Below are 26,400 nucleotides of genomic sequence, written 5' to 3'. Positions count from 1 at the left end.
CGCCGAAGTGGCCAACTAGAAGACGACATGAAGTTGAAAATAGACACGTTTTTAAAGAGTAAATACAACATCTCTACAGAAAAAGGAAATAATAAGTTGGCTATTTGGTTATCAGAAGAAAAAATCAATCGTGAAGATGTGGAAAAGCCGGATAGTCCGGTTGAAGTTTTAATTTTCAAAGAAGCTATCGCCTATGGCTGGGATTGTCCGCGAGCGCAAATTTTAGTTGTTTTTAGGGAATGGAAAAGTCATATTTTTTCAATTCAGACAGTTGGCAGAATTATGCGTATGCCAGAGCCGGATAAGGGACACTACGAAAATGAGATTTTAAATTATGGTTATGTTTATACTAATTTGGACCATGTGGAAATTGAGCGGGAAATGGCAAGAGATTATATCACTATTTACACAAGCAAAAGGAAATTTGATACTAACTTAAATTTAGTTTCTTATTATCCAAAAAGGCATCGGGAAAAAACAAGATTATCGCCGTTATTTACCAAGATATTTTTAGACGAAGCAAAGAAATACGGATTAAAAAAAGAAATTGATAAAAACGATAAAAAAATAAATTTAGGTTTAATTGCCGATTTTCGCGCCCAAGACATTGACGCTTTAGCGCATACCGTTATTATTCGCGACAGAACTATTAGAATAAGCGGAGCAGACGCACAAAAAATATTTGATTATTTTGTCCGTAGAAATTTAACACCATTTTATCCGGAGGATAGATCAGTTGGCAGAGTAAAAGAGTCAATCTATAAATTTTTCTATGAAAATTTTGGTTTTAAGTGGGGTGAAAGCGAAGATGAAATTATTTTAATAACTTTGTCCGAGAAAAACAATCAGCATTTTATTAATGTTTTAGATAGGACAAAAATAAGATACAAAGAAGAAGTTGAAAAAAGAGAAAAAGAGATGGTTAGAGTTGATGGTTGGGATATTCCGGAAAGTTTAACTTTTGGGGAAAATTATGAAGAATTAAAAATTATTAAAGATGATGATGAAGTTTTGGAGATTAAAAAATCAATAATGTTGCTGCTTTTTTTAGAAAAAAATTATGCCGGCAGAAAAAATGAGATAGCGTTTATTAAATTTTTAGAAAAAGCTAACAAAGTTGATTGGTGGTTCAAAAATGGCGACAGAGACGCAACATTTTTTGCTGTTCCTTATGATAACGGAGAAACGAAGCCTTTTTATGTTGACTTTATCGTAAAATTAAAAGACGGAAGGATTGGTCTGTTTGACACCAAAGCCGGAATAACAAAACAGGTTGCTGGTCCAAAAATTGACGGCTTGTATAAATATATTCAAAGCGAAAATAAAAAAGGCAAAAAACTTTTTGGCGGAATAGTTACTAACACTGATTTACGGAATTATCGCGGACGCTGGGTTTATTTTGAAAAAACAAGCAAAGATTTCAAAGATAATTCTTTTGAAAATTGGGTTGATTTGATATTATAATAAAAAATCATCGGCTCGCCTGCGAGGCGGGCAATGCGGGCGGGCCAATCGGCAAAATCCTCTGGATTTTGCTCAAAGAAAATTCTGGCATCGTCCAGCAAACACCACCAAGTTTCTTTTCTTAAATTAATTTGAAGATTTTTGTAAGGGCCAAGATTCAGGCGAAAGAGGAAAGAGTAGAGAGGGAGGATGAGACTCACTTTCAGGTTTATGTAAAATCCCCAGCACGGGAAGGAAAAGCGAACCAGAGAATCATTGAGCTTCTTTCTGAATATTTTTCACTTCCCAAATCCCGCCTTAAAATTATCTCAGGTTTTAAATCAAGAAATAAACTTATAGAAATCTTATAAAGTTATGCGTCTCGGTTTTCATGTTTCCATTTCTGGGAAACTTTCTGAATCAATAGAAAGGGCAAAGAGACTAAATTGCCAGACGATGCAGATTTTTAGCCGCAATCCCCGCGGTTGGCAGTTGAACAAGGTTAAACCGGTTGAAATAGAGGAGTTTAAGAAAAAAAGAAAAAAAGCAGGTATTTATCCTCTTTTTGTGCATGTTCCTTATCTTATTAATCTCGCTTCACCCGAGAAAATTGTCTGGAGAAAATCTATAAAGTTTTTTATGGAAGATTTGCAATTTAGTGAGCTTATTGATGCAGATTATTTAATTACCCATTTAGGTAGCCATAAAGGGAAAGGTGAAAATTTTGGTGAAAGGCGTTTTGTAGAAGGAATAAACATTTCCTTAAACGAAGCAAAGACAAAAATTGAGATACTTTTGGAGAATACTGCGGGGCAAGGAAATAGTATTGGATATAATTTTTTGCAAATTAAAGAAATCAGAGATAAAATTGAAAAAAAGGAGCTAATTGGTTTATGTTTAGATACTGCTCATGTATTCTCTGCAGGATATAGCATAAACACCCCAGAAGGTTTGAACAAGACTTTTAGTGAATTGGATAGTTTAGGTTTATTGAAAAAGCTTAAGCTTATTCATCTAAATGATACCAAAGTAGACTTTGGTGCTCGTGTTGACCGTCACGAGCATATTGGAAAAGGTAGTATTGGCAGAGAAGGTTTCAAGGCAATTCTAAATCATCCTCTTCTCGGCAAACTATCTTTTATTATGGAGACTCCTAAAAAATCCGAGCTTGATGATTTAAGAAATTTAGAAACTGTTCTGAGTCTAACTGCTAAGAAAAAACACACAACCCCTTGACAAAGAGAGAAATATATGCTATATTTTTTAAGGTAATAAAAAAGAGTGTTTTTTATTTCTTTTATTTCCGAATATTTTTAAAAAGTTGTTAAAAAAGGAGGCAAAATGGAGAATAGGTTTGAAGAAAAGAGAGAATCGCCCCGTTTAAGAGTTAATTATGTGATGAAATATTGTAAAAAAGATAATGTAGCGCGTTTTCATGCTTTTTTTAATGATATCAGTGAGAAGGGCATAAGATTTCTCTCCAAAGAAAATCTTCCTAAAGCCACACCGCTCTTTATTGAACTATCTGCAAATGAACCGACCCTTACGCTTAATGGACGGGTGGTTTGGCAGAACAGTTTGGGAAAAAATTTTTACGAGTTGGGGGTAAGTTTTGAGGAAGTTCCTTCAGAGAAAAAGAAACTCCTGGTGAAATATATTGATCATCTTAAGGGTAAATTGGCTTAATTTTTAAACTTTTATTCCTGCCTTTAATCTGTTATAATTTAAGAAAATTCTTTCTTTTTTAAACCTTAGTTTTTAGAAAGTGTCTGTTTTCTATTATGTCAGAAGGCTATTCTTTTAATAATATCGAAGCAAAGTGGCAAAGATATTGGGAAGAACATAAAATATTTAGTGTCGTTTCCAACAAATCCCTTCCTAAATATTACTGCTTGGAGATGTTTCCCTATCCTTCCGGTAAGATTCATATGGGGCATGTGCGCAATTACACCATCGGAGATGTGATAGCCCGTTTCAAGACAATGCAGGGATACAATGTTTTGCACCCCATGGGCTTTGATGCTTTTGGGCAACCTGCGGAGAATGCAGCAATAAAACATAAAGCTGACCCTGCAGAATGGACTTACAAATGCATTGACTGGATGCGTGAGGAATTAAAGAGAATGGGCTTTTCCTACGATTGGGGGAGAGAGATCTCTACCTGTTTACCCGAATATTATCGCTGGAATCAATGGATTTTCTTAAGGATGTTTGAACGAGGGCTTGCATATAAAAAATTGGCAGGGGTGAATTGGTGTCCTTCTTGTCTGACCACACTTGCTAACGAAGAGGTAGTAGGCGGGAATTGCTGGCGATGTGGAAACAAGGTAGGGCAGAAAGAATTGGAGCAGTGGTTTTTGAAAATTACCGAATACGAGGAACAACTTTTAGAGGATTTGCAACAACTAAAATACTGGCCTCCTCAGGTTATTACGATGCAGGAGAACTGGATTGGTAAAAGTGAAGGCGTGGAAATTTACTTTCGTGAAAAAGTAACTGGCGAAATTATCCCGGTTTTTACAACACGTGCGGATACTATTTTTGGGGCAACTTATATCGTGCTTGCTCCGGAACACCCCCTGATCTCAAAAATCAAAAATAGAATATTAAATATTGGGGAAGTAGAGGATTATATCAATAATACCCGAAGTAAAACCAAATTACAACGCACAGATTTAGTTAAAGAAAAGACCGGAGTAGAAATTAAAGGAGTAAAGGCAATCAATCCTGTAAACAATGAAATTATTCCCATTTGGATTGCCGATTATGTACTCTTGGAATACGGAACAGGGGCAATTATGGCTGTACCTACACATGACCAGAGAGATTTCTTATTTGCCAAGAAATACAATTTGCCTATGAGGATAGTAATCAAAGCACTGGAAGGAAAGGGTGGAATCACGCCAGAAGAAATGAGTGAGGCTTATGAAGGTGAAGGGGTTCAGGTTAATTCCGGACAATTTGATGGGCTACCGAATAATGTAGCCAAAAAGAAAATTGCCCAATGGATGGAAGAGATGGATATAGGGAAAAGAACCGTAAAGTGGCGTTTGCGCGATTGGCTCATTTCTCGCCAAAGATACTGGGGAACTCCTATCCCTATTATTTATTGTGACCATTGTGGAATGGTTCCTGTTCCGGAAAAAGACCTCCCCGTGCTTCTTCCCACAAAGGTTAAGATTACTGGTAAAGGAGGTAGTCCTCTGGCGCAAGCTAAAGATTTTGTGAACACAAAATGTCCTGGGTGTGGAGAAGAAGCAGAGCGGGAAACGGATACTATGGCTACTTTTTTTGATTCTTCCTGGTATTTTTTAAGATTCTGTAGCCCCAGAAACAATAGAACAGTATTTGATAGCCAGGACGTAGAATACTGGATGCCAGTAGATCAGTATATCGGCGGCATAGAGCATGCGGTACTACATCTTCTTTATTCGCGTTTCTTTACCAAGTTTTTCCGAGACATCGGTTTGGTCAAGTTTAATGAACCCTTCAAATGTTTATTGACCCAGGGTATGGTTCTGAAAGACGGAGAGGTAATGTCCAAGTCTAAGGGAAATATTGTTGACCCCGATGGAATAATTAAAAAATACGGTGCGGATACTTTGCGCTTGGGAATCCTCTTTGCTGCTCCTCCTGAGGCAGAAATTGACTGGAAAGATGAATGTTTGGAAGGTGCGTGGAGATTTTTAAACCGGGTTTGGAGACTGATTGAGCAATACCAAAGCGCAAAGGGCAAAAAGCAAATCTCAACAGAGCCTTCCAACTCGGATTTAAAGAGGAAGACACATCAGGTGATAAAGTGCGTGACCGAAGACATTGAGGGAGGGTTTAAATTTAATACTGCCATCGCGAGAATTATGGAATTGGTGAATGAAGTCTACAGTAAACAGTTTACAGTCTCCGATGAGGAGTTAAAAGAGGCCATTGAAACCGTGGTTGTGCTTTTATCTCCGTTTGTTCCGCATATCGCCGAAGAGATGTGGGAAAGGCTTGGATATAAAGAGAGCATTTTAAAGAACCCCTGGCCTAAATATAATAAGGAGTTGCTTAAAGAGGAAATGGTTAATCTAGTAATTCAGGTAAATGGCAAGGTTCGTTCTAAAATTGAGGTTTCTTCTTTGATAGGCGAAGAAGCATTGAAACAGATGGTTCTGGCGGATGAGAAGATAAAAAAGTGGATTAAGGACAAACCTCTGAAGAATTTTATTATTGTTCCCGGCAGGCTGGTGAATGTGGTAGTATAGCGTAAATCGGGTATCCCGTGATATTTTAAGGAAAATGATAACTTGGCTTACTCCTCAAGAGAAGAAAGTTCTCCTTTTTATTTTATTCTGTTTCTTTGTAGGGATACTTGTTTCGCGCTATTTAAAACTCCATCCTCTCGCAAAAGAATCTTTTTTTAGTGAAGGCAAGAAAACATCCTTAGTTATCCAGAAGGTAAACATCAATTCTGCAGATTTCTCTCAATTGGTATCTATCCCTGGCATAGGACCGGTGCTTGCAGAGGCGATATTAGAATATCGTAAAATAAGAGGCCCTTTCCGGGAGATGGACCAACTGAAAGAAATAAAAGGGATTGGGGAGAAGAAGCTTCGGGAGATTGTCGAGTATATTGTGTTAGAATAAGACGATTTTTAGCTTATAATTTTCTGTGGAGATAAGGCAAAAAGTTACTCCGTATTTTCCACCGCTTGTTCCAGTAATTTTATTTTTTATTCTGGGGGTAGTTTATGGATATTTTGTTAAGATTAATTTTCCTCTCCTTATTTTCTTAATTAGCCTTTCTTTTATTCTCGCTTGGTTTAATTTAAGTAAAGAAAGATTTAGTTCATACCTTATTTTTATCATCGTCTTTCTTACAGGGATAATTCATTTTGAGAACAAAAATACCCCCTCGACTAATGACATAAGTTATTTTGATGTAGATAGATACAGAAAAATATCGCTTAAGATAAAAGTTTCTTCTTCGCTGAACGAATCCTATGCTCAAAAGAAGGTTGATTTTTTAGCTATTGTTTTGGCTTTCGCAGATGATAGTAATTGGCGACCTATCTCCGGTAGAATTAAGGTTGAAGTCTTCCGCCAAAAACCTGATTTTGCTTTTGGGGATGTTTTAATCTGTAGAGGCTATTTAATAAAACCTAAGCGTCAATTCACGGTTAAAAGCATATATCCTTCCTTAGTGCTTAAAGCCAATAAAATAGAGATTATTGAGAAAGGCAGACATCCTTTTAGATACATATTCTGGGTTAAAAGGAAGTTTAAGAAAACAATTATCCAATATCTTCCCTATCCTCATCAAGCTATTCTTTCTGCTTTAATCTTAGGAGAACGCCAGATCGTACCCAGAGAGATTAGAGAAAGTTTTATGCGCACTGGGACAGTTCATATTTTAGCCATTAGCGGACTTCATGTGGGGATGATTTTATATATACTCTATCTCTTTTTAAAACTATTGAGATTACCTCGAAGGATTTCTTACTTGATGTTGGTTTTTTTAATTTCTTTTTATGCTTTGCTTACAGGAGGTAATGCACCGGTAGCAAGGGCTTCAATTATGGCAATAGTTTATCTAATGGGATTGATTCTTAATAGGGAAGGAGATATTTTGAACAGTCTGGCTTTTGCCTGTTGGCTGATTCTTCTATTTAATCCCCTACAGTTGTTTAATGTGGGGTTTCAGCTTTCTTTTTTGGTGGTTTTTGCTATTTTAGCTTTTACCCCTTTTATAGAGGGTTTATTTTTTAAAAGGAGATTACAGAATTCTTCCCCTTTATCTAAGATAAAAAAATACTTTTTACGTCTCTTTGCCGTTTCTTTAAGTGCTTGGATAGGTTCTTTGGGGTTAGTAGGATATTATTTTAAGATGGTCAATCCCATGTCTATTCTGGCTAATATTTTAGTTGTTCCTTTGGCTTTTATGATTCTTGCTACCGGTTTCCTATTTCTGTTTTCTCCTTCACTTTTAAAACCCCCTTTTGCCTATGCTAATCTATTATCTATTGAGATTCTGATTAAAAGTATTGGGTTTCTGGATAAAGTGCCCGGAGGGACAATTTTTAGCCCATTTTTTTCTTTTCCCGTGGTGCTTTCTTACTATCTTTTCTTGGGAATAGCAATTTTTTTAGTCAAATTTAAAGGTCTTCCTTCCGCAAAAAGAGAAAATTTTTACTCTTGACGATTTAGGAAAATCGTGTTATATAATAAATAGGAGTTTGAAAAATAAATGTGGTTAACTTTATAAAGTAAGAAATACGATGGTTAATCCTTATTTTGAACAAGAACGGCGCAGATATCCGCGGGTTTATGCGAGTCTTCCGATGCAATTTAGGCCCATTGGGGAATTTGATAAATTGCCTCACGAAACTATCACCAAAGACTTAAGTGAAGGGGGACTGAGGTTTAGCGTCGATCGTTTTGTTCCCGTGGGAACCAGGATGGTGGTAAATATTATGTTAGAGGGGCATCGCGAACCTTTGAGGTCAGTAGTGAAGATTATCTGGACAAGGAAACAGCAGTATACAGATAGTTATGAAGTAGGGTGTCAATTTATGAATTTAGCAGACGATATGCGTGCGCGGATAAATCGGTTTGTGAGCCACCAACCCCCTGCCTAATCTTAACTTCTTTTCTTCTTTCTTCGATCTAAATCGTAACGCTCTATTTTTTTGTTCAGTGCTTGACGGGTTATCCCCAGTACTTCTGCTACCTTGGTTTTATTCCAACGCATTTCTCCCAATAACTCAGAAATAATTTTTTTCTCATAATTGTTGATAACGCCTTTCAAAGAGCGTGTTTTTATCTCTTCTATCTTTAATGCCACGCCTCCCGAGCGAATTCTTTCAGAAAGGTCATCAGGGGTGATTTCGTTTGTTTCATTAAGGATAACTGCGCGTTCAATCTCGTGTTCAAGTTCTCTTACATTACCCGGCCAGTCATAATCATAGAGCAGTTTCATCGCGGAGGGAGAAAATCCTTTGATATCCTTGTTTACCTTCTGAGAAAACCGTTTTAGAAAATACTCTGCTAAAATAGAAATATCCTCTTTTCTTTCTCTCAGAGGAGGAATGTGTATCTCCACTACACTGACACGGTAATAGAGGTCACGACGGAAACTTCCCCGGTCAACTTCCTTGGTAAGGTCACGGTTCGTGGCAGCAATAAGGCGAACATCTACTTTTATATCCTGTGTTCCTCCTACTTTCTTAATTACCCCCTCTTGAAGTACGCGAAGTAATTTTGCTTGAAGGTTTGGGCTGATGTCTCCGATTTCGTCCATAAAGAAAGTTCCTTTATCTGCTACTTCAAACAACCCCTTCTTCTCAGCAATTGCTCCTGTAAAAGAACCCTTTACATGGCCAAATAATTCGGTTTCTAGAAGTGTTTCTGTGAGCGCAGAGCAGTTTACCGCTACAAAAGCACCATCTCTTCTTGAGCCATTGTAATGGATTGCTCGGGCAACCAGTTCCTTTCCTGTTCCTGTTTCACCGGTGATTAAAACGGTGCTATCTGTTTTTATTACCTTCTGCATTACTTCAAAGACTTCTAACATCTTCGGGCTTTCCCCAATGATTTCGGGGAATAACCTCTCCTCGGTTTCTTTCGGCATTTCTTCACCTCCTTTGAGGCAAAAGGCAAAATTTACTTTTAGCTATTATAAAGAAAATATGTTTAGCTTTCAAGAAAAATCAAAGTTTTTGTTTTCTTAAATGAGAGGGGAGGATATTTAACTCTTCCCGGTATTTGGTTACGGTTCGTCTGGCGATATTTATTCCTTCTTCTTTAAGTTTATCCACAAGGTCCTGATCACTGAGTGGATGATGGGGATCCTCAGATTTAATTAAATCAGCGATTTTTGATTTTAGTGAATCAATAGAAATGTTTCCCGTTTCTCCTTTCACTGCTTTAGTAAAAAAATCCTTCAGTTCAAATATTCCCATCGGTGTATCAATGTATTTACCATTTATGGTTCTACTTACTGTGGATTCATCTACCCCTATTTTTTCTGCTACCTGAGCTAAAATTAGAGGTTTAAGATTACCTTTGCCTTTTTCAAAAAATTCTTTTTGAACATCTATAATGTATTGGGCAATTTTAAGAATGGTTTCGTGGCGTTGATGGATGGCTTTAATTAACCATTCACCTGCAGAGAGTTTGTCCTGAATATATTTTTTGGCATCTTCGGGTGTGTGGGGGTCTTTAATTAGTTTTGTATAATATTGATTTATGCGGATAGAGGGGATGTATTCATTATTAAGTCTGACTAAATATTTTCCTTCTTCGGTTTCTTCCAAGATGAGGTCGGGCAGAACATAGATAGGTGGTTTGCTACTTATTGCCCTTCCAGGTTTAGGATCTAGTTTTGCAATATGTTGAGCTGCATTTTTAAGTTCTTCAGAGGTTATACCGAGTTCTTTAATTATCTTATCGTATTTTTTCGTCTCTAGTTCCAGAAAATGATTTTCTACGATTTTAAAAGCAAGGGTTTCTGTTTCGTTTTTTCTTTTCAATTGTAGAAGTAAACATTCTCTTAAGTCGCGTGCTCCCACTCCTGGAGGATAAAAAGTTTGAATGAGAGAGAGGATTTTTTCTACCTCCGTTATTTCTTTGTTTACATCTTTAGCGATTTCTTCTAAGGGTACACTTAGATATCCATCTTCATCAATATTACCAATTATCGTTTCCCCAACGATGTATTCTTCTTCTGAGATGTCGTTAATACGAAGTTGATGAAGGAGGTCTTCTTGAAGATTGGGAGGGGTAGTAACAAGACTTTCGCGGTAGGCGCGTTTCTTCTCTAATTCTTTTACATTAGGGTCTTTTTCTCCTTCAAAATAATCTGACCAATCATCTTCTATTTCTTCTTGAACAACTGAGTTATCTCTATCTTTGTCTTCGATTTCTATGAGAGGATTTTCCTGAAATTCCTGTTCAAGTAGTTCTCTTAATTCAGGTAGAGTGAGTTCAAGGATATGGATTGCCTTGAACATTTGAGGGGAGAGTTTTAACTTTTGAATAATTTCCTGTCTTAAATTCGGTTCTCCTGCCATTTTAATTATCTCGGTTTTATAAAGATTTTAGCAAAACATACGATAAAATGCAATTATTAGTTGTAAGGTATCGCAACAAAAATTCCTTGCCCAATAAATTTTTTCTTGTTATAATCAATACCTAACTTATAAATTTTTAACTTTGCATTTTGGCTTCTGAACTTATATCTAATGCCGAGGTAGCTCAGATGGTAGAGCGGCGGACTGAAAATCCGCGCGTAGGCGGATCGATACCGCCCCTCGGCATTTCATCTTTTAAGGTATGCGGTATCGGAAAAAGTGAGGTTTGGGGAGAAAAAAGAATTGTTTTCCCCAAGGACATAAACTACCCTGCGGAAGGAAGGAAAATATTAAAAGGAAACCATCAGGGTTGTCTTTTAAGGAGGCGAAAGCCGACGATACCGCCCCTCGGCATTTGCTTTTTAGGAGAGTAGAAGATATAATTTTACGAAGGTAATAATTCTCAATGCGTAAGATGGATAACCGACAGAACAAATTTTTCCAAATCAAATCCCTTAAAAATAAATTTTATCCTGCCCAATATAAAAAGAATAAACGCCGAGAAAAATTAGACCGCCGGACAGCTGCTTAAGGAACTTTTTTAAGAGTATTTCTTGTCTAATATTATGGGAAAGAGATTTGAGGTTTCAGGAGAGTTATTAGAAAGAGCAGGCGATAATGACATTAAAGCATTTGAGGAAATTTACCGCATGACTTCAGCATTTGTCTATAATGTTGCGTTGCGCATTACTTGTAACCAACAGGATGCAGAGGAGGTTACCCAAGATGTATTTATTAAGGTTTATAGAAATTTAAAGAATTTTCGCTTTCGTTCCGCTTTTTCCACCTGGTTATACCGGATTGCGGTAAATACGGCAATTAATAAATACCGGAGGAAGGTTAAAGAACAGAATCTTAATATGGAGTATAAAGAGAATGTAATTTCGGCTTCTGATGAGGAAAAACTAAACGAGGCTCTGGAGAAATCAGATAGCAAAGCAACGGTGGATAGATTACTCAGGTTATTAGATGAAAAGCAGAGAACATGTCTTATTCTTAGAGAAATAGAGGGTTTGAGTTATGAGGAGATAAAAGAGGTATTGAAGATTCCTATCAATACAGTGCGCACGCGTCTTAAACGGGCAAGAGAAAAATTACTTTACTGTGCCCAAAAGGAGTTGATTAAAAATGAAGTGTAAGCATTTTCAGAATTTAATTAAAACTGATTATCTGGATAAAGAACTAAAAGGAGATTTATATCTTAAAGTGGAAGAACATCTAAAGACATGTCCCGTATGTCAGAAGCTAAAAGAAGAACTTTTAAAAGAGAAGGAATTATTTAGAAATTTTCAGGATAATGTAGTTCCCGAGAGTGTTTGGGATAACATCTATAATGAAATAACTCAAGGACCGTTAAAGAAAACATATTGGTTAGATTTATTAAGAGGGTTTATTATTAAGAGAAAAAGGTTAGTTTTTGCGACTCTGTTTACAGGGATATTTATTTTGGGAGGTATTGTTTTAAAGAATGTTATTTCTGAGGAAAAAACAATACAATTTTTGTTTAGGAACTATTTTTTAAATGGAGAAACAAAAGAATTTTTTTATGATTTCGGAACAAGCTTTGAGGAATTTTTTCTTTAAGGGAACTTTTTTAATGGGTTTTGTGTCTAATATGTTAGAAAGGAGGGATGGGTGATGGAGAGAAAAATTAAAACATTTTTTTTAAGTTTGGGGATGGTGTTTTTCTTAGGTTTTCCCCTTTACGCACGGGAACCTTTTGAGCCTAAACAGCATAGAGAAGGAGAACCCCGCTGGAAAAAGCTGGCGAAAATTTTGAATCTTACCGAGGAGCAACAGCAGAAACTCGAAGAAAATAGTAAGAAACAACGAGAGAAGACATCTGAGTTGTTTAAAGCGTTGAAAGAGGAACACAGAAAACTACGCAAAGAATTAGAGAGAAAAGATGTGAGAAAAGAAGACATTAGGCCAATCGTAGATAACATAAAATCTCTGCAGGCAAAATTACTTGAGCAGAAGATAGAAGGAATCTTTGCCGTGAAGGAGATTCTTACTCCTGAACAATTTACCAAATTTCAGGAAATAAGCCAAAAGAGAATGAAACATAAAGAAAGAGATTGGCGTAAAAGTAAATAGGAGGCTCTAGGAATATTTAACTTTCGATTACAGAAGGGCGCATTTTATATAGAATTCCTACCTTTTTTAGGTTAAAATAAACTACATTATGCTAACGTTTAGCATCCGAAGAAGTAGTGCCCTGGAGTTATCTGTTGTTTTGGGAATAATTTTTTTCTTAGCTTTTGTTTTTCTTTGTTATTTTTATTTTTGGGTGACTAAAGCAAAAGAGATGGTTTTACAAGCAGAACTTCGCAACATGCGCATTGCGCTTAACGTGTATAAAGGATTTAATGGAAAATATCCCGATGATATTCGGGAATTAATTGATAGAGAAATCTTTTGGACAAAGTTTAGCCACGAGATGTATAAAAGGCCTTATTTACAACATCAGCGGCTAGATAAGGATAGTTTCCCCATAGACCCCTGGAATAGACATTTTGTTTATAATGCAAGTACGGGGAAAATTTTTTCGCAGGCTAAAAGGTATAAAAACTGGTAAACGGGTATAATTGAGAAGTAGTCCTGTGCCTTTTTGCCGAGATAGCTCAGTGGTAGAGCAATGGTTTCGTAAACCATGGGTCGTGGGTTCAAATCCCACTCTCGGCTTAATTTTTTTAAGGGATAGAATTAGCAACCCACAGCTCTGGGCTTAAATTTCCTCTTCTGGTTTTTTTGATATGCAGATGTGCAAAAGTTTAATCTTTTTCTTTAAGAAGTGTATTTGAAGGATGTATTACTTTGGTAGGACAGACTTTTACGCATTCTCCGCACTGAGTGCATTTCGCATAGTCAATTAAGGCAAGGTTATTCTTTACATGGATAGCATCTGAAGGGCACACTTTTTCGCATTTAAGACAGCCAATGCATCCATTTTTGCAGTATTTGCTTACCAAAAATCCTTTATCAAGGGAGTTACACATTACATAAATTTTTTTATCCATCGGCCTTAAAACAAGGATTTTTTTAGGACATGCTTTTATACATAATCCGCAGGCAGTACATTTTGTTTCGTTAATTACTGGTAATTGCTTATCTCTATCTATATAGATTGCTCCAAAAGGACACACCTTTTCGCAATCGCCAAAACCCAAACAGCCGTAGGGACAAGTCTTTTGACCACCGGATAAAAGGTTAGCTGCTATACAAGAATATGTCCCCTGATAAATAAATTTATCGGTAGCAATACCGCCACCGTTACAGATAAGGGTAGCCACTAATTTAGTTTCTTCTTTTAGTTCCTTTCCTAAAATTGCGGATATTTTTTGCTTTGCTTCGGTATTTGCTGGAGCACAGGAAATAGGCGAAGCTTTTCCTTTAGCAATTGCCTCGGCTAGACCGAAACATCCTGCATAACCGCAGGCGCCACAGTTTGCTCCAGGTAAGAATTCCAGAATTTTCCCGATGTTTGGGTCTTCTTCAACTTTGAAGACTTTAAAGGCAAGACTGAGTCCGATCCCAAACAATAAACCCAAGATGCTTAAAGTTAAAATTGGTACTAACATTTTCGCGTCTTTATAATTTTTATAGTTTAAACCCGGAAAACCCTAAGAACGCAATAGACATTAAACCTGCAACAATAAAGGCAATAGGGATATTTTTTAGTGGTTCAGGAATTTCTGCCAATTCTAAACGTTCCCTTATTCCTGACATGAGAAGTATTGCTAAAGTGAATCCAATTCCTGCAGAAAAACCCTGCAAAAGTGAATAAGAAAAACTATTTTTTAATATTTCCTTCTCTTTAAAAAACATTTCGCTATTTAAAAGCGCTACTCCTAAAACCGCGCAGTTGGTTGTAATTAACGGAAGATATATTCCAAAAGCACGAAAAAGAACAGGAGAGAATTTACGAATAAAAATTTCTACCAATTGAACAAAGGTAGCGATAACGAGAATAAAAGAAATGGTGCGTAGATAAATGAGGTCATAGGGTATAAGGACAAATCTGTATATTAACCAAGTGATTAGAGAAGCCATAGTCATAACAAAAGTTACTGCCAGTCCCATTGATAAGGCGGGTTTAGTCTCTTTGGATACGCCAATGAAAGGACAAAGCCCTAAGAAACGCGTAAGAATAAAGTTGTTGATAAATATTGCGCCAATAACAATCATTATATACTGAGTCATATTCTGTTAAAATCCGAAATGTCGCAAAAAATCTAAATATTTAAATTTTAAAACAAGAGGCACATTTAAATCTTTTCGGTTTTTGATATTCGGTTTTCTGATTTTTTAACTTTATCCAATTAGTTAAACCGATTAAAAGTCCAATAGTTAAAAGTGCGCCGGGAGCAAGTATCATAATAATTAAAGGGGAAAAATTATTTATAAGGGGTATGCCTAAAAAAGTTCCATTACCCAATATTTCTCTGATGCTGGCGATGAGAGTAAGGGCCAGAGTAAAACCTAATCCCATCCCAAGAGCATCAAAGATAGAGAGGATGATAGAATTTTTAGAGGCAAATGCTTCTGCTCTTGCCATAACAATACAATTTACTACAATGAGGGGGATAAAGATTCCTAAGGATTTGCTTAGGGCAGGCACGAAAGCTTTCATTACCAACTCGGTAATAGTAACAAAGGTAGCAATAATCACGATGTAACAGGGTATTCTTATCTCTTGGGGAATAATACGGCGTACAGAAGAAATAATTACATTTGAGCCTAAGAGCACAAAAGACGCTGCTATTCCCATACCTACGGCATTGATTACATTAGTAGAAACTGCTAAAGTAGGACATAACCCTAGGATTAAGCCAAAGGTAGGATTTTGAATGGTTATTCCTTTTTTAAATTCTTGCCATAAGTTCATCATAATTTAGAGTTTATTGTTTGAGGTTTAGAGTTTGTCCTTTTAAAAATTCTTCGATATTTTTTCTTACTCCTTCTATTATCGCTCGACTAGAAATTGTGGCTCCAGAAATAGCATTTATTTTGGACAAGTTTAATTCTTTTATGTTTTTATGCTTAAACTGGGATAAAAACCATGGTTCTTTTTCCCCATATTTTACCTCAGAGATTCTAGCTCCCAAACCAGGAGTTTCTTTCTGTTCCAGGACATTAACTCCTTGAATCGTGCCTTCCTGATTAAACCCGACAAGCATTTCAATTGGTCCTGCATATCCTTTTGCAGAAACCCTTATAACAAACCCGATGGGTTTCTCATCTTTATATACTAAATAGTGGTTATCCAATTTTTTAAAATTTTCACCTTCGGGATAGACAGTGCTTAATGCTTCCTTCTCTTCCTTTTCTTTCTGTATAATAATTAAAGGATTAGTTTTTTTATAAGTGAAAGAGAGAATAAGAGACGCAGTTAGACACACCAACATTAAAATTATACCAAACCTAACCATTTCAGTTAAACACGAAGTTCTAAACTCTAAACAATTCAAAATTTCCCAAATCCATTATTTAGGGTTTGGAGTTTTTGTATATCCAAATTTTTTAGTTTTTGTGTATCTGTCAATTAGAGGAGTAAAAGCATTCATGATAAGGATAGAATAAGATACTCCTTCCGGATACCCTCCAAATTTACGGATTAAAAAGGTTAAGATACCACAACCAAAGCCAAAAATAATCTGTCCCCTTCGGGTTAAAGGAGTAGTTACATAGTCAGTCGCCATAAAGAATGCTCCCAAGAATAACCCACCGCTTAGAAGATGAAATAACCAGTTGCCTTTAAATAGTGTGTTCCCCATAAACATCCAACTGAGAATTCCTAAAGTAAAGATAAAAGTGAAAGGAGTATACCAGTGGATATAACCTTTACAAAGAAGAAAGAGAGCTCCGCAAATAATTGCCAAGATACACACCTCGCCAATGCATCCCCCACGGTCTCCAAGGAAAAGCTGTAGATAAGAAGGAAGGGGGTGAGAAATTTTTTCTTTTATAATTCCTAGTGGTGTGGCGGTGGTTAAAGTGTCTATTTGCCAACGTGGTGGAGTCCAGTTAGTCATGAAACGCGGTGAGGAAGCGACGAGAAAAGCTCTTCCGGCTAAAGCGGGATTAAAGATATTGTGTCCTAACCCTCCAAATGAATGTTTGACGATGGCGATTGCAAAGAAACTTCCAAGCGCAGGGATCCACCAGGGGACCGATGGAGGAAGGTTGTAGGCAAGAAGGAGTCCCGTAATAAAACAAGAACCATCAGAAATGGTTGTTTTTTTATGTCTTAATTTCTGAATAATCGCTTCCGTTAAAAGAGCAGTGATTAAAGAAACAATAATTACTTTCAAAGCAGATAAGCCAAAAATAAAGACCCCCGCACATCCTGTGGGAATAAGTGCTAAAACTACCGACCACATAATCCTTTTGCAGGAGTCCTTAGTCTTTATGTGTGGAGATACAGAAACTATAAGACTATTCATTTTTAGTTTAGGTCATTAAAACTAGGTTCGCTCGTTAAGCTTGGTGAACGAGTTTAACGAAATTAACGAGTAAATTGTTTTGCTAATTTTATAAATTGCACTAAATCTCTTCTTGTGGGACAAATGTAGCTACAAGCGCCACATTCAATACAATCTAACGGTGAATATTCTTTTGCAATATTCCATTTATTATATTCTCCGGCTAAACCAATAGAAGCAGGCATAATCTGCATCGGGCATACTTCAATACATTTTCCACAACGGATACAGGCGGTTGAATTTTCTAAGTTTAGTTCTTCATCAGTAAGAAATAAAACACCGGAGGTTCCTTTTATTATGGGGGTATCTAAACTCCATTGAGCAATTCCCATCATTGGGCCTCCGAAGATTATTTTTTTAGGTTCTTTAATAAATCCTCCACAATATTCGACGATGTCAGAAAGTAAAGTACCCATTTTTACTTTGAAGTTTCCTCGTTTCTTAATTGCCTTTCCCGATATAGTGATTATTCTTTCATAGAGGGGCTTTCCTAAATAAACTGCTTCGTATACAGCAAAGACAGTTCCCACATTGTGGACTAATGTTCCGACATCAAAAGGGAGTCCTCCCGAAGGGACGATACGTCCAGTTATTGCTTTAATGAGTTGTTTTTCTCCTCCCTGAGGATATTTAGTTTTTAAAATGAAGGTTTTTATTTTATTTAATCCAAGTTTATGGAGATTTTCCTCTATGGTTTTTATTAACTCTTTCTTATTATCTTCAATTCCTATGAAAACACTCTTTGGAGAGATTATTTTTATAATAATTTCTAAACCTTTAAAGACTTCGATTGGTTTTTCTTGCAAAAGTCGCTCATCGCAAGTAAGATATGGCTCGCATTCTGCGGCATTGAGGATTAATGTGTCGATGGGCTTGGGAGATGAGAGTTTAACGTGCGTAGGAAACCCCGCTCCTCCTAAACCCACAATACCGGCTTCCTGAATTATTTTTTTTAACTCTGGGGGAGATAAATTCTCGGGATTTTCTTTGGTAAATGGTATAAAATCTGGGTGAACTCCTGTATCTTCAATAAAAATCGCTAAAGACTTACCCAGGATAGGGTGGTTGAAATAATCTATTTTGGAAACTTTTCCAGAGATAGAGGCATGAATGGGTGCGGAGATATATTTATCCGAGGAAGCAATTTTCTGTCCCATGCTTACCACTTCTTCGGGTTTAACTAAAGGTTCAGCGGGGCTACCGCTATGCTGGATGAGAGGTAAGACCACTTTCTGGGGAGAGGGTATTTCCTCAAGGGGATAATTTTGGGTTAGGTTCTTATAGGTAGGGGGATGTATTCCCCCTGGGAATGTTTTTTTAAAAAACATTTTCTACACTCAGTTATTGTTGTTAAAGCACAAAAATTTTGATTTATTATAATATAGAGATATTCAGGAAGTCAATGGAATTTACAATCTCAGATGCCTCAATAATAAAGGGGTTTTCTATGAGAATCTGTAATTAAAGGAAGGGACAAATTTCTAATAAGAGGTGTTTAGAAAGTCTCCTGTTTATTTTTGACTACAAAAAAGGAGTAGTATTTAATTTATCCTTGACAGTTTTACTTTTTTTATCTATACTCTACTAAGTCAATAGAGATTATATAAATTATGAAAATAACCTATAAAGGAGATTATGCACTGAAGACAGTTTTGGAATTGGCGCTACACTATGGCGACAGAGTAGAGACCATTTCTAAATTAAGTAGCCGTTTGGATATACCGGAAAAGTTTTTAGAGCAGATATTAAGGGAGTTAAAAAGAGGAGGATTTGTAGAAAGTAAAAGAGGGAGTGTGGGAGGTTACTTTTTGGCGCGACATCCTTCGCAGATAAAACTGGGTGAGGTGGTACGTTTTATGGAAGGAGCCATCGAACCAATTGCCTGTGTAGATGAAGGATATAAAGGATGCCAGGAAATAAACAGTTGTGTTTTTCGCAGAATATGGAAAGATGTTACTAAAAAGACTGAAGAGGTTATTGACAGTGTAAGTTTTGAGGATTTGGTCAATGAAATTAGATCAAAAAAGAAACTTTTAATCTACACTATTTAAAATGTTGGTTTTAGAAAGAAAAGTTTTGGAAAAGATAATTAAACACTGTAAGAAAGAATTCCCTTTAGAAGCATGCGGGATATTTGTAGGTAGGAATGACAAGGCAGAAAAAATTTTTGCCCTTCCCAATATCGAAAAAGACTCTACTAGATTCCTTGCTGATGCGAAAGAGCAATTAAAAGCATTCAAAGAAACAGAAAAGTTAAAAATGAAAATATTAGGGATATATCATTCTCACCCCGACGGTTCAGCTTATCCCTCAAGCAGAGACAGAGAACTTGCATTTTATCCTGATTTTTTTTATCTTATTGTTTCGCTAAAAAATTTTAATAATCCTGAAATTCGGGTTTACAGAATCAATGGAGATAAAATAGAAGAAGAAAAGATGAAGATACAAGGAGGTCAAAATGCCTTTCGGAGATAAGATAGCTAAGAATGTTCTGGAGTTGATTGGCCAGACTCCTCTGGTAAGATTGAATAAAATTGTTGATTTAGAACATGCCCAGGTTTTAGCAAAATTAGAAAGTTTTAATCCTGGTGGAAGCATAAAAGATAGAATATGTCTTATGATGATTGAGGTGGCAGAGGAGGAGGGAATGCTTAAGCCTGGCGGGACAGTGATTGAACCCACCAGCGGCAATACAGGAATCGGTTTGGCTATGGTCTGTGCAGTAAAAGGGTATAAATGCATTCTTACGATGCCCGAAACAATGAGTTTAGAGAGAAGATGTATTCTTGAATCCTACGGAGCAGAGGTAATACTTACTCCCGGAGACGCGGGGATGCAGGGGGCAATAAGAAAAGCAGAGGAACTTCTGAAAAAAATACCCAACAGTTTTATGCCCCAGCAGTTTAATAATTCAGCAAACCCCGAGGCGCATCGGAGGATGACTGCCCAAGAAATCTGGAATCAGACCAAAGGAGAAATAGATGCTTTTGTAGCAGGAGTAGGCACAGGAGGAACAATTACCGGCGTAGGGGAAGTTTTGAAAAAGAAAAACCCCAAAATTAGAATTGTGGCAGTCGAACCGGAAACAAGTGCAGTTTTATCGGGAAGGGATAGTGGTGTGCATAAGATTCAAGGAATTGGAGCAGGGTTTATACCCCGCGTTCTCAACAGAGAGATTATTGATGAAATAGTTCGAGTTTCTGATGAGGATGCTTTTAAAATTGCTAAAAGATTAGCCTGGGAAGAAGGGATTTTCGTAGGGGTTTCTTCAGGTGCAGCCTGTTGGGCAGCACTTAAGGTAGCAAATAACCTCAGTAAGACAAAGAAAGTAGTGGTTATTTTCCCGGACAGGGGAGAAAGATACATCTCCATAATGCAATAAACTTTAGGATATTTGCATTCTTTGTGGTAAAATACTTAAAAATTAATAAGGAGATTTTAGAATATGGAGGGAGAAAAATTAGAGAGTTTTAGAATTAGTCCTGTGGAGTTAAAGCAATGGGCTTACTTAAGACAGAGACAGAAAGATTTTTTTTGTTTGCGAATTAAGAATTCTTTAGGTATGTTAAGTTCGGAACAACTCGCAAAGCTTTCGGAATTGGCTAAGAATTATGGCCAGGGGTTTGTGCATCTTACTCCACGCCAAGGCATAGAAATTCCTTATGTCCATCGGGATAACCTTCTTTTGGTTAAGGAAGAATTAGAGAAGGTTAACTTGAGTATAAGTGTGAGTGGTTCAAGAGTGAGGGCAGTAGTTTCCTGTCCGGGAAATCGTTGGTGTCCTTGGGCATGGGTTGACACACTTAATCTTGCAGAACAGATTGAACGGGAATTTTATGGTAAGGAAGAGATAGAAATTTTTTCTTGGGATGCCGAGGCAGAGAAAGGGTTAACAATTCCAGAGATAAATCGCGAGGTTTTGGAAACCCGTATAAAAAATAAAATTAGTCTGCCCCACAAATTTCGTATTAGTATCTCTGGTTGTACTAATTCCTGTGCAAGAGCACAAGAAAATGAGATTGGTTTCTGTGGGCAGGTAATGCCTGAATGGCATAAAGAGAAATGTAATTTCTGTAGAACCTGTGAAGGAATTTGTCCTACCGATGCAATCAAGATTCATCCGCGTAAGAAAGAGATTGAATTAGAGGAGTCAAAATGTGTGTATTGTGGTCTCTGTATTCTCAATTGTCCCCAAAGTGCTTGGCAGATAAAACTCTTTGGGTTAGCAATGTATGTGGGAGGAAAATGGGGAAGGTTTCCGCAGTTAGGAAGAAAAATCGCCAATTTTTTAGATGAGAAACAGGCGCTTAATGCGATAAAAAAGACTCTTAATTTCTATGTTAAAGAAGCAAAAAAAGGAGAGCGTTTAGCAAATATTCTGAATCGTGTAGGGATTGAGAAATTGCGTCAGGAAATAATTTAGGAATAAGTTGACAGTTTAAAGTTATAAATAGGATGGAAATCCTATAATAATTAAGTTTCTCTTAGAGATGTTAGATATGCTCCATAATTTTGAAAGATACCTTGTAAATATATCACTCCTTACCTATATCTTAGCATTTTTAGGGGGTGTTTTGATGAGTTTTACTCCTTGTGTATATCCTTTAATTCCTGTGACTGTAGGCTATATTGGTAGTCATAGTATAGGTTCAAAGTTTAGAGGGTTCTTTTTAAGTATTTTTTATGTCCTTGGTTTTGCAGTAGTTTATTCTTTATTAGGTATAGGAGCAGTACTTACAGGAAAAGTATTTGGAGAGTTGACTCAACACCCCTTAAGCTACGTTATCGTGGGCAATTTTTGCTTACTTTTTAGTCTTTCTTTATTTGGAGTATTTGAACTTCCTATTCCAAGATTTCTAAAAGAAAAAAGATGGGAGGTTGAGAAAAAAGGTTTTTTAGGTGCGCTTTTTGTGGGCATGGTTTCGGCGTTAGTTATCAGTCCATGCACTACTCCAGTGTTGGGCGCAATTCTTTTATCTGTGGCAATTAAGAGAAATATTTTTTTGGGGATGAGTCTCCTTTTTGTTTTTGCATATGGCATGGGGTTGATTATGATTATTGTGGGAACGTTTTCAGGAATATTGGCCAGCCTTCCTAAATCCGGTAGATGGCTAATGAAGATAAGAAAAATTTTTGCTTGGCTTTTGTTATTGGCAAGTGAATATTATTTTCTTAAGGCGGGGAGAATACTATGAAAAATAAAGGTTGGATAATTTTAATTTTGTTTTTGGTAATCTTAGGATTATCGGGATGGAAATTGTTCCATAATGCCACAGATAGAGTAAATGAGGAAATAACAAATAAGACAGAAGCTTCTTCTTCAGTTTTAAAAGCGTGGGAATTTAGTCTACCAGATGTTTCGGGAGAGGTATTTTCTTTAAAAGATTTTAGAGATAAAGTTGTGCTTTTGACATTTTGGACGAGCCGCTGTCCTTATTGTATAAGAGAGATTCCTATACTTAAAAAAATTCATGCTAAATATGGTGGGAAAGATGTGGAAGTTCTAACGGTGATTATTGGCGAAGGTAAGGAGATTGTAAATAGAATTAAAAAAAAAGAAGAGATTCCTTATCTTATTCTTTTGGATGAATATATGGAGGTTTCTCATCTTTATAAAGTGATTGGGGTCCCCACGGATATTATTATTGACCGTGAGGGTAATATAAAGTATTATAATTTTTTCTGGCCAAATAATCTGGAAGAAATCATAGAAGAACTTCTTTAAAAGAGAATAAAGGAGGTAAGCAAACTATGTCTTATGTATTAGGATTGCGTTGTCGGGAATGTGGAAGAGAGTATCCTAAAGATGTGCTTTTTGTTTGTGAATACTGTTTCGGTTCTTTAGAGGTTGTTTATGATTATGCAAAAATAAAAAAAATTATGACCAAAAAAGAAATTTCTAAACGTCCATATAATCTTTGGCGATATCGGGAATTGTTGCCTTTAGATAAAGAGCCAACAAGTGGTTTGCATTCAGGATTTACTCCTTTAGTCCGAGCACATAATCTTGCAGATTATTTGGGAGTGAAAGAGATTTATATTAAAGATGATTCTGTGAGTCATCCTACACTTTCTTTTAAAGATAGAGTGGTAGCGGTGGCGTTGTCTAAGGCAAAGGAGTTTGGTTTTAATACCGTAGCCTGTGCTTCAACAGGAAATTTAGCAAACTCTGTTTCGGCGCAGTCAGCTCTTTGTGGCTTACGTAGTTTTATCTTTATTCCTGCAGACTTGGAAATGGCAAAAATTGTTTCCACACTTGTTTATGGTGCTTCGGTTGTAGCCGTAGAGGGCAATTATGATGAAGTAAATCGTCTTTGCACAGAGATTGCTTCCCGATATCGATGGGCATTTGTAAATATTAATATTCGTCCTTATTATGCAGAAGGTTCTAAGACTTTTGGTTTTGAAATTGCCGAACAATTAGGATGGAGGCTTCCACAGAATATCGTTGTTCCCGTTGCGGGAGGGTCTTTAATTTCAAAAATCTGGAAGGCATTTCAAGAGTTATATAAACTAGGGTTTGTGGATAAGCCAAGGACAAAAGTCTATGCTGCGCAGGCAGAGGGTTGTTCTCCGGTAGTAACTGCAATTAAAGAGAATTCAGAGATAATCAAACCTGTAAAACCCAAGACCATTGCTAAATCTTTAGCCATCGGGAATCCTGCGGATGGTTATTATGCAGTATCGACGGTAAAAGAATCTCGAGGGTCGGGAGAGAATGTTTCTGACGAGGAGATTGTTGAAGCAATCCAAATTTTAGCAAAAACTGAAGGTATTTTCACAGAAACTGCTGGTGGTGTCACCTTAGCCGCGACTAAAAAGCTGATTGAGAATAAGATAATTCCTAAGGATGAGTCGATTGTTGTTTCTATTACGGGTAATGGATTAAAGACACAAGATGCAGTTATTCCTAAGCTAAAAAAACCATGGAGAATTAAGCCGAGTTTAGAATCTTTTATAGAGAATCTTAAAATACACGAAGAATAAAGTAGGAGGTATTATATGGCAGTAAAGGTGCGTATTCCTACCCCTTTGCAGAAAATAACAAATAATCTCGCGGAGGTCGAAGCAGAGGGGAAAAACATTGAGGAGTTGGTAGAAAGTTTAGAAAAAAAGTTTCCGGGTATAAAAGAAAGGATTGTTGATGAAAAAGGGAAAATTCGCAGGTTTGTTAACCTATATGTTAATGACGAGGATATCCGTTTTTTACAAATGGAAAAGACTCCTTTAAAAGAAGGGGATGAGATTTCTATAATTCCTGCTATTGCCGGAGGATAGATAATGATGGAGAAAATCAAAGAACTTACTTCTTATGATTTAGAGCGATATTCAAGACAACTAATCATTGAAGGCTGGGGTGAGGAGGGGCAAAAGAAGATAAAAAATGCCGAAGTCTTTATTGCCGGAGCTGGGGGGTTAGGGTCACCTGTAGCAATATATCTTGCAGTAGCAGGGGTTGGGAAGATTAATATTTGTGATTTTGATATTTCTGAACTCTCCAATCTTAATCGTCAAATACTGCATCATGATAAACGCCTTGGCATAAATAAAGCCCTATCGGCTAAGGAAACACTCAAAGTGCTTAATCCTGTCATAGAGGTCAAGGATATACCTGAGAAGATAACGGAGGAGAATGTAGATAGCTTTGTAGGAACAAGTCAAATAGTTGTAGATTGCATGGATAACTTTGAGACGCGTTTAGTTCTGAACCAGTGTGCGATTCGTAAGAAAATTCCGTTTGTTTATGCCAGTGTTTGGGGTATGAGCGGATATTTGAGCTTTATTCAGGTTCCTCAGACTCCCTGCCTTTTTTGCATCTTTCCTGAGGCCCCTCCAAAGGAAAGATTTCCGGTTGTTGGTGCTACCCCAGGGGTAATTGGCTGTTTAGAAGCGTTAGAGGTGCTCAAATATTTAACAGGTGTTGGAGAGAATCTTAGGAATAGACTGCTTATTTGGGAAGGCAATAACATGGATTTTAAGAAAATCGCCCTTAAGCCCAATAAGAACTGCCCTGTTTGTGGACCTCTACGTGAGTAGAGGGCTAATAGGCGGAATTTACCTTAATTCTTTCTTTAGAGTCATAAACGATGAAAAGGAGGTGGATATGAAAAAAATGGTACATTTAGTATTTCCTCAGAATTTAGTTAAAAAACCAGTTATTTATAATATGGCAAAGAAATTTAATATCATTCCTAATATCCGGAGAGCAAGGGTTACGGATACAGTGGGTGAGGTGACTTTGGAACTTAGTGGGACAAAAGAAAATCTGGAGAAAGCAAGGGTCTATCTGGAGAAATTAGGCATAAAGGTAGAGTCGGTGGTAGGAGATGTGGTAGAGTAGTTTCTTGACAGAGGATTTCATTAATGTCTCATAATCGAGAGGTTAAAGCAAAAGATTTCCTTTGCGATATTTTTTCTCCAGTTAAAAAAGAGTTATCTTTATGGGGGAATTCTTACAAAGATATTCTTACAAGAAAAGAGAAGGAATTCTTTCCCCTCTGTGAATACCTCCTTTCCCTTCCTCAGAGAGAGATAAGGCCGGGGCTGGTTTTTCTTTCCGCGAAATCTGTGTGTAGAAATAGTCTCGATACTTTGAATCTTTCCAGCTTAGATAAATTTGCTGTTTCTATAGAAGTATTTAATACTGCAATATTGCTTCAAAACAGTGTGATGCAAAACATAGATGAGGAGCAAGGAGAAAATTTAAATTCTAAAAGGGGGCAAAGAAGTTATACTCTTTTATTTTCTGAATACCTTTTCTCTCGTACTTTTGGTCTTCTGATAGATGTGGGTCAGCAAGAAATCATTAAAAGATTTATGAACATTTTGGATGCGATGATTGAGGTAAAGATAAAAGAAAAAAATCCTATAAATAATTTTGAGGAAAGTGAATATATTGAGAGAATAAAAAATAAGACTGCCTCTCTTATGTCTACTGCTTGTTGGGCAGGAGCGTCTATTGTGGGAGGGGAAGGTTTGTTCATAAAGGCAGTGGAGAATTTTGGTTTAAATTTTGGTTTAACGCTCCAGATTGTAGATGATTGTCTCAACATCATCTCTGAAGAAGAATCTTTCATTCAGGAATTAGAGAATAAAAAGATTAATTTTTCTTGTATCTATCCATTTTCTTTTCTTTCCCGAGAAGAGAAAAGAGAGATTTTTAATTTTCTGAGGAATAGAGCGACTATGCCCCGGGCAAGAATTCTTGCTTTGGTTTACCGGGCAGTAGAGTTAGCTTTAAAAAAAGCAAAGCTTTTTTCCGATAAGGCAAAAAAGGATATAAATTGCCTCCCTCAAAGCAAATTTAAAGAAAGTCTGATTGCTTTGGCGGACTTTCCACTGGAAAGATTGGCAAAATAGAA

At 36.8% G+C, this 26,400-nt stretch carries 31 protein-coding genes and 2 tRNA genes; 25 read left to right on the top strand and 8 right to left on the bottom strand.

Annotation, left to right across the window (positions count from 1 at the left end):
- The 8 genes from NC818_04605 to NC818_04570 form a co-directional block, all read left to right on the top strand.
- A partial coding sequence (locus NC818_04605; protein ID MCM8784034.1) for a hypothetical protein occupies positions 1–1,464 on the top strand: 1,464 nt, incomplete at its 5' end.
- Positions 1,465–1,595: 131 nt separating this feature from the next.
- On the top strand, positions 1,596–1,814 hold the full coding sequence (locus tag NC818_04600) for a DUF167 domain-containing protein (GenBank protein MCM8784033.1): 219 nt from the start codon (positions 1,596–1,598) through the stop codon (positions 1,812–1,814).
- Between the two features lie 4 nt (positions 1,815–1,818).
- Positions 1,819–2,679 (top strand): deoxyribonuclease IV, encoded by an 861-nt coding sequence (locus NC818_04595; protein MCM8784032.1) that lies wholly within the window; start codon positions 1,819–1,821, stop codon positions 2,677–2,679.
- A gap of 105 nt (positions 2,680–2,784) precedes the next feature.
- Positions 2,785–3,129 carry a PilZ domain-containing protein gene (locus NC818_04590; protein MCM8784031.1) on the top strand — a complete coding sequence of 115 codons (345 nt, stop codon included), beginning with the start codon at positions 2,785–2,787 and terminating at the stop codon, positions 3,127–3,129.
- A gap of 95 nt (positions 3,130–3,224) precedes the next feature.
- Complete coding sequence (leuS, locus tag NC818_04585; GenBank protein ID MCM8784030.1) at positions 3,225–5,687, top strand: leucine--tRNA ligase; 2,463 nt, start codon at positions 3,225–3,227, stop codon at positions 5,685–5,687.
- A gap of 34 nt (positions 5,688–5,721) precedes the next feature.
- Positions 5,722–6,069 carry a helix-hairpin-helix domain-containing protein gene (locus NC818_04580; protein ID MCM8784029.1) on the top strand — a complete coding sequence of 116 codons (348 nt, stop codon included), beginning with the start codon at positions 5,722–5,724 and terminating at the stop codon, positions 6,067–6,069.
- A gap of 25 nt (positions 6,070–6,094) precedes the next feature.
- Complete coding sequence (locus NC818_04575) at positions 6,095–7,621, top strand: ComEC/Rec2 family competence protein (GenBank protein ID MCM8784028.1); 1,527 nt, start codon at positions 6,095–6,097, stop codon at positions 7,619–7,621.
- 79 nt (positions 7,622–7,700) lie between these two features.
- Positions 7,701–8,060: a PilZ domain-containing protein gene (locus NC818_04570; protein ID MCM8784027.1), complete on the top strand. Its 360-nt coding sequence runs from the start codon at positions 7,701–7,703 to the stop codon at positions 8,058–8,060.
- Between the two features lie 2 nt (positions 8,061–8,062).
- On the opposite strand, the gene NC818_04565 is transcribed toward NC818_04570, so the two are convergent.
- Positions 8,063–9,052, bottom strand: coding sequence for a sigma-54 dependent transcriptional regulator (locus NC818_04565; GenBank protein ID MCM8784026.1), 990 nt, complete (start codon positions 9,050–9,052; stop codon positions 8,063–8,065).
- Between the two features lie 79 nt (positions 9,053–9,131).
- Positions 9,132–10,493: an RNA polymerase factor sigma-54 gene (gene rpoN, locus NC818_04560; protein MCM8784025.1), complete on the bottom strand. Its 1,362-nt coding sequence runs from the start codon at positions 10,491–10,493 to the stop codon at positions 9,132–9,134.
- Between the two features lie 173 nt (positions 10,494–10,666).
- Here rpoN and NC818_04555 point away from each other — a divergent pair.
- The 6 genes from NC818_04555 to NC818_04530 all read left to right on the top strand — a co-directional run bounded on the left by NC818_04555 (position 10,667) and on the right by NC818_04530 (position 13,238).
- A tRNA-Phe gene (locus tag NC818_04555) sits at positions 10,667–10,739 on the top strand.
- A gap of 380 nt (positions 10,740–11,119) precedes the next feature.
- A complete protein-coding gene (locus tag NC818_04550; GenBank protein ID MCM8784024.1) occupies positions 11,120–11,692 on the top strand; it encodes a sigma-70 family RNA polymerase sigma factor in 573 nt (190 codons plus the stop codon).
- Positions 11,682–12,137 carry a zf-HC2 domain-containing protein gene (locus NC818_04545; GenBank protein ID MCM8784023.1) on the top strand — a complete coding sequence of 152 codons (456 nt, stop codon included), beginning with the start codon at positions 11,682–11,684 and terminating at the stop codon, positions 12,135–12,137. Before NC818_04550 ends, NC818_04545 begins: the two co-directional genes overlap by 11 nt.
- A gap of 54 nt (positions 12,138–12,191) precedes the next feature.
- The gene (locus NC818_04540; GenBank protein MCM8784022.1) at positions 12,192–12,650 is read left to right on the top strand and encodes a periplasmic heavy metal sensor; all 459 of its coding nucleotides are present in this window, start codon (positions 12,192–12,194) and stop codon (positions 12,648–12,650) included.
- Positions 12,651–12,738: 88 nt separating this feature from the next.
- Positions 12,739–13,131 (top strand): type II secretion system protein GspG, encoded by a 393-nt coding sequence (locus NC818_04535; protein MCM8784021.1) that lies wholly within the window; start codon positions 12,739–12,741, stop codon positions 13,129–13,131.
- Between the two features lie 35 nt (positions 13,132–13,166).
- Positions 13,167–13,238, top strand: a tRNA-Thr gene (locus tag NC818_04530).
- 89 nt (positions 13,239–13,327) lie between these two features.
- Here the strand turns inward: NC818_04530 and NC818_04525 are convergent.
- The 6 genes from NC818_04525 to rsxC form a co-directional block, all read right to left on the bottom strand.
- Positions 13,328–14,134, bottom strand: a complete 807-nt coding sequence (locus NC818_04525; GenBank protein MCM8784020.1) for an RnfABCDGE type electron transport complex subunit B — start codon at positions 14,132–14,134, stop codon at positions 13,328–13,330.
- Positions 14,135–14,153: 19 nt separating this feature from the next.
- Positions 14,154–14,756: an electron transport complex subunit RsxA gene (rsxA, locus tag NC818_04520; GenBank protein ID MCM8784019.1), complete on the bottom strand. Its 603-nt coding sequence runs from the start codon at positions 14,754–14,756 to the stop codon at positions 14,154–14,156.
- A 40-nt stretch (positions 14,757–14,796) separates the two neighbouring features.
- On the bottom strand, positions 14,797–15,441 hold the full coding sequence (locus NC818_04515) for an electron transport complex subunit E (GenBank protein MCM8784018.1): 645 nt from the start codon (positions 15,439–15,441) through the stop codon (positions 14,797–14,799).
- Between the two features lie 13 nt (positions 15,442–15,454).
- Complete coding sequence (locus NC818_04510; GenBank protein MCM8784017.1) at positions 15,455–15,985, bottom strand: RnfABCDGE type electron transport complex subunit G; 531 nt, start codon at positions 15,983–15,985, stop codon at positions 15,455–15,457.
- 54 nt (positions 15,986–16,039) lie between these two features.
- On the bottom strand, positions 16,040–16,999 hold the full coding sequence (locus NC818_04505) for an RnfABCDGE type electron transport complex subunit D (GenBank protein ID MCM8784016.1): 960 nt from the start codon (positions 16,997–16,999) through the stop codon (positions 16,040–16,042).
- A 62-nt stretch (positions 17,000–17,061) separates the two neighbouring features.
- A complete protein-coding gene (gene rsxC / locus NC818_04500) occupies positions 17,062–18,366 on the bottom strand; it encodes an electron transport complex subunit RsxC (GenBank protein MCM8784015.1) in 1,305 nt (434 codons plus the stop codon).
- Between the two features lie 282 nt (positions 18,367–18,648).
- Here rsxC and NC818_04495 point away from each other — a divergent pair, with 282 nt between their 5' ends.
- From NC818_04495 to NC818_04445, 11 genes are all read left to right on the top strand, one after another.
- A complete protein-coding gene (locus NC818_04495) occupies positions 18,649–19,089 on the top strand; it encodes an Rrf2 family transcriptional regulator (protein MCM8784014.1) in 441 nt (146 codons plus the stop codon).
- Between the two features lies 1 nt (position 19,090).
- The gene (locus tag NC818_04490; protein ID MCM8784013.1) at positions 19,091–19,513 is read left to right on the top strand and encodes a M67 family metallopeptidase; all 423 of its coding nucleotides are present in this window, start codon (positions 19,091–19,093) and stop codon (positions 19,511–19,513) included.
- The gene (gene cysK / locus NC818_04485; GenBank protein MCM8784012.1) at positions 19,497–20,420 is read left to right on the top strand and encodes a cysteine synthase A; all 924 of its coding nucleotides are present in this window, start codon (positions 19,497–19,499) and stop codon (positions 20,418–20,420) included. Before NC818_04490 ends, cysK begins: the two co-directional genes overlap by 17 nt.
- A 63-nt stretch (positions 20,421–20,483) precedes the next feature.
- Positions 20,484–21,461, top strand: a complete 978-nt coding sequence (locus tag NC818_04480; GenBank protein ID MCM8784011.1) for a 4Fe-4S binding protein — start codon at positions 20,484–20,486, stop codon at positions 21,459–21,461.
- Positions 21,462–21,528: 67 nt separating this feature from the next.
- The gene (locus NC818_04475) at positions 21,529–22,233 is read left to right on the top strand and encodes a hypothetical protein (protein MCM8784010.1); all 705 of its coding nucleotides are present in this window, start codon (positions 21,529–21,531) and stop codon (positions 22,231–22,233) included.
- The gene (locus NC818_04470; protein ID MCM8784009.1) at positions 22,230–22,763 is read left to right on the top strand and encodes a TlpA family protein disulfide reductase; all 534 of its coding nucleotides are present in this window, start codon (positions 22,230–22,232) and stop codon (positions 22,761–22,763) included. The genes NC818_04475 and NC818_04470 overlap by 4 nt, the downstream gene beginning before the upstream one ends.
- Before the next feature lie 26 nt (positions 22,764–22,789).
- The gene (locus NC818_04465) at positions 22,790–24,025 is read left to right on the top strand and encodes a threonine synthase (protein MCM8784008.1); all 1,236 of its coding nucleotides are present in this window, start codon (positions 22,790–22,792) and stop codon (positions 24,023–24,025) included.
- Positions 24,026–24,040: 15 nt separating this feature from the next.
- Entirely contained in the window at positions 24,041–24,316 is a 276-nt protein-coding gene (locus tag NC818_04460; GenBank protein ID MCM8784007.1) for a MoaD/ThiS family protein, read from the top strand.
- Between the two features lie 3 nt (positions 24,317–24,319).
- Positions 24,320–25,075 (top strand): HesA/MoeB/ThiF family protein, encoded by a 756-nt coding sequence (locus tag NC818_04455; protein ID MCM8784006.1) that lies wholly within the window; start codon positions 24,320–24,322, stop codon positions 25,073–25,075.
- 67 nt (positions 25,076–25,142) lie between these two features.
- Entirely contained in the window at positions 25,143–25,379 is a 237-nt protein-coding gene (locus tag NC818_04450) for an NIL domain-containing protein (GenBank protein ID MCM8784005.1), read from the top strand.
- A 23-nt stretch (positions 25,380–25,402) separates the two neighbouring features.
- Positions 25,403–26,398 (top strand): polyprenyl synthetase family protein, encoded by a 996-nt coding sequence (locus NC818_04445; GenBank protein MCM8784004.1) that lies wholly within the window; start codon positions 25,403–25,405, stop codon positions 26,396–26,398.
- Positions 26,399–26,400: the final 2 nt, after the last annotated feature.

Source organism: Candidatus Omnitrophota bacterium (assembly GCA_023819145.1).
Classification (GTDB): domain Bacteria; phylum Omnitrophota; class Gorgyraeia; order DTHP01; family DTHP01; genus JBFWKV01.
This window is presented reverse-complemented; position numbering and strand designations above follow the sequence as displayed.

What these genes read in the sequence shown, in the direction of transcription:
- NC818_04455 (MCM8784006.1), top strand. Translation starts at nt 24,320, where the DNA reads ATGATGGAGAAAATCAAAGAACTTACTTCTTATGATTTAGAGCGATAT.
- cysK (MCM8784012.1), top strand. Translation starts at nt 19,497, where the DNA reads ATGCCTTTCGGAGATAAGATAGCTAAGAATGTTCTGGAGTTGATTGGC.
- NC818_04450 (MCM8784005.1), top strand. Translation starts at nt 25,143, where the DNA reads ATGAAAAAAATGGTACATTTAGTATTTCCTCAGAATTTAGTTAAAAAA.
- NC818_04460 (MCM8784007.1), top strand. Translation starts at nt 24,041, where the DNA reads ATGGCAGTAAAGGTGCGTATTCCTACCCCTTTGCAGAAAATAACAAAT.
- NC818_04550 (MCM8784024.1), top strand. Translation starts at nt 11,120, where the DNA reads ATGGGAAAGAGATTTGAGGTTTCAGGAGAGTTATTAGAAAGAGCAGGC.
- NC818_04565 (MCM8784026.1), bottom strand. Translation starts at nt 9,052, where the DNA reads ATGCCGAAAGAAACCGAGGAGAGGTTATTCCCCGAAATCATTGGGGAA.
- NC818_04470 (MCM8784009.1), top strand. Translation starts at nt 22,230, where the DNA reads ATGAAAAATAAAGGTTGGATAATTTTAATTTTGTTTTTGGTAATCTTA.
- NC818_04595 (MCM8784032.1), top strand. Translation starts at nt 1,819, where the DNA reads ATGCGTCTCGGTTTTCATGTTTCCATTTCTGGGAAACTTTCTGAATCA.
- leuS (MCM8784030.1), top strand. Translation starts at nt 3,225, where the DNA reads ATGTCAGAAGGCTATTCTTTTAATAATATCGAAGCAAAGTGGCAAAGA.
- rsxA (MCM8784019.1), bottom strand. Translation starts at nt 14,756, where the DNA reads ATGACTCAGTATATAATGATTGTTATTGGCGCAATATTTATCAACAAC.
- NC818_04465 (MCM8784008.1), top strand. Translation starts at nt 22,790, where the DNA reads ATGTCTTATGTATTAGGATTGCGTTGTCGGGAATGTGGAAGAGAGTAT.
- NC818_04480 (MCM8784011.1), top strand. Translation starts at nt 20,484, where the DNA reads ATGGAGGGAGAAAAATTAGAGAGTTTTAGAATTAGTCCTGTGGAGTTA.
- NC818_04535 (MCM8784021.1), top strand. Translation starts at nt 12,739, where the DNA reads ATGCTAACGTTTAGCATCCGAAGAAGTAGTGCCCTGGAGTTATCTGTT.
- NC818_04495 (MCM8784014.1), top strand. Translation starts at nt 18,649, where the DNA reads ATGAAAATAACCTATAAAGGAGATTATGCACTGAAGACAGTTTTGGAA.
- NC818_04505 (MCM8784016.1), bottom strand. Translation starts at nt 16,999, where the DNA reads ATGAATAGTCTTATAGTTTCTGTATCTCCACACATAAAGACTAAGGAC.
- NC818_04580 (MCM8784029.1), top strand. Translation starts at nt 5,722, where the DNA reads ATGATAACTTGGCTTACTCCTCAAGAGAAGAAAGTTCTCCTTTTTATT.
- NC818_04510 (MCM8784017.1), bottom strand. Translation starts at nt 15,985, where the DNA reads ATGGTTAGGTTTGGTATAATTTTAATGTTGGTGTGTCTAACTGCGTCT.
- rsxC (MCM8784015.1), bottom strand. Translation starts at nt 18,366, where the DNA reads ATGTTTTTTAAAAAAACATTCCCAGGGGGAATACATCCCCCTACCTAT.
- NC818_04525 (MCM8784020.1), bottom strand. Translation starts at nt 14,134, where the DNA reads ATGTTAGTACCAATTTTAACTTTAAGCATCTTGGGTTTATTGTTTGGG.
- NC818_04475 (MCM8784010.1), top strand. Translation starts at nt 21,529, where the DNA reads ATGTTAGATATGCTCCATAATTTTGAAAGATACCTTGTAAATATATCA.
- NC818_04590 (MCM8784031.1), top strand. Translation starts at nt 2,785, where the DNA reads ATGGAGAATAGGTTTGAAGAAAAGAGAGAATCGCCCCGTTTAAGAGTT.
- NC818_04490 (MCM8784013.1), top strand. Translation starts at nt 19,091, where the DNA reads ATGTTGGTTTTAGAAAGAAAAGTTTTGGAAAAGATAATTAAACACTGT.
- NC818_04545 (MCM8784023.1), top strand. Translation starts at nt 11,682, where the DNA reads ATGAAGTGTAAGCATTTTCAGAATTTAATTAAAACTGATTATCTGGAT.
- rpoN (MCM8784025.1), bottom strand. Translation starts at nt 10,493, where the DNA reads ATGGCAGGAGAACCGAATTTAAGACAGGAAATTATTCAAAAGTTAAAA.
- NC818_04570 (MCM8784027.1), top strand. Translation starts at nt 7,701, where the DNA reads ATGGTTAATCCTTATTTTGAACAAGAACGGCGCAGATATCCGCGGGTT.
- NC818_04540 (MCM8784022.1), top strand. Translation starts at nt 12,192, where the DNA reads ATGGAGAGAAAAATTAAAACATTTTTTTTAAGTTTGGGGATGGTGTTT.
- NC818_04445 (MCM8784004.1), top strand. Translation starts at nt 25,403, where the DNA reads ATGTCTCATAATCGAGAGGTTAAAGCAAAAGATTTCCTTTGCGATATT.
- NC818_04515 (MCM8784018.1), bottom strand. Translation starts at nt 15,441, where the DNA reads ATGAACTTATGGCAAGAATTTAAAAAAGGAATAACCATTCAAAATCCT.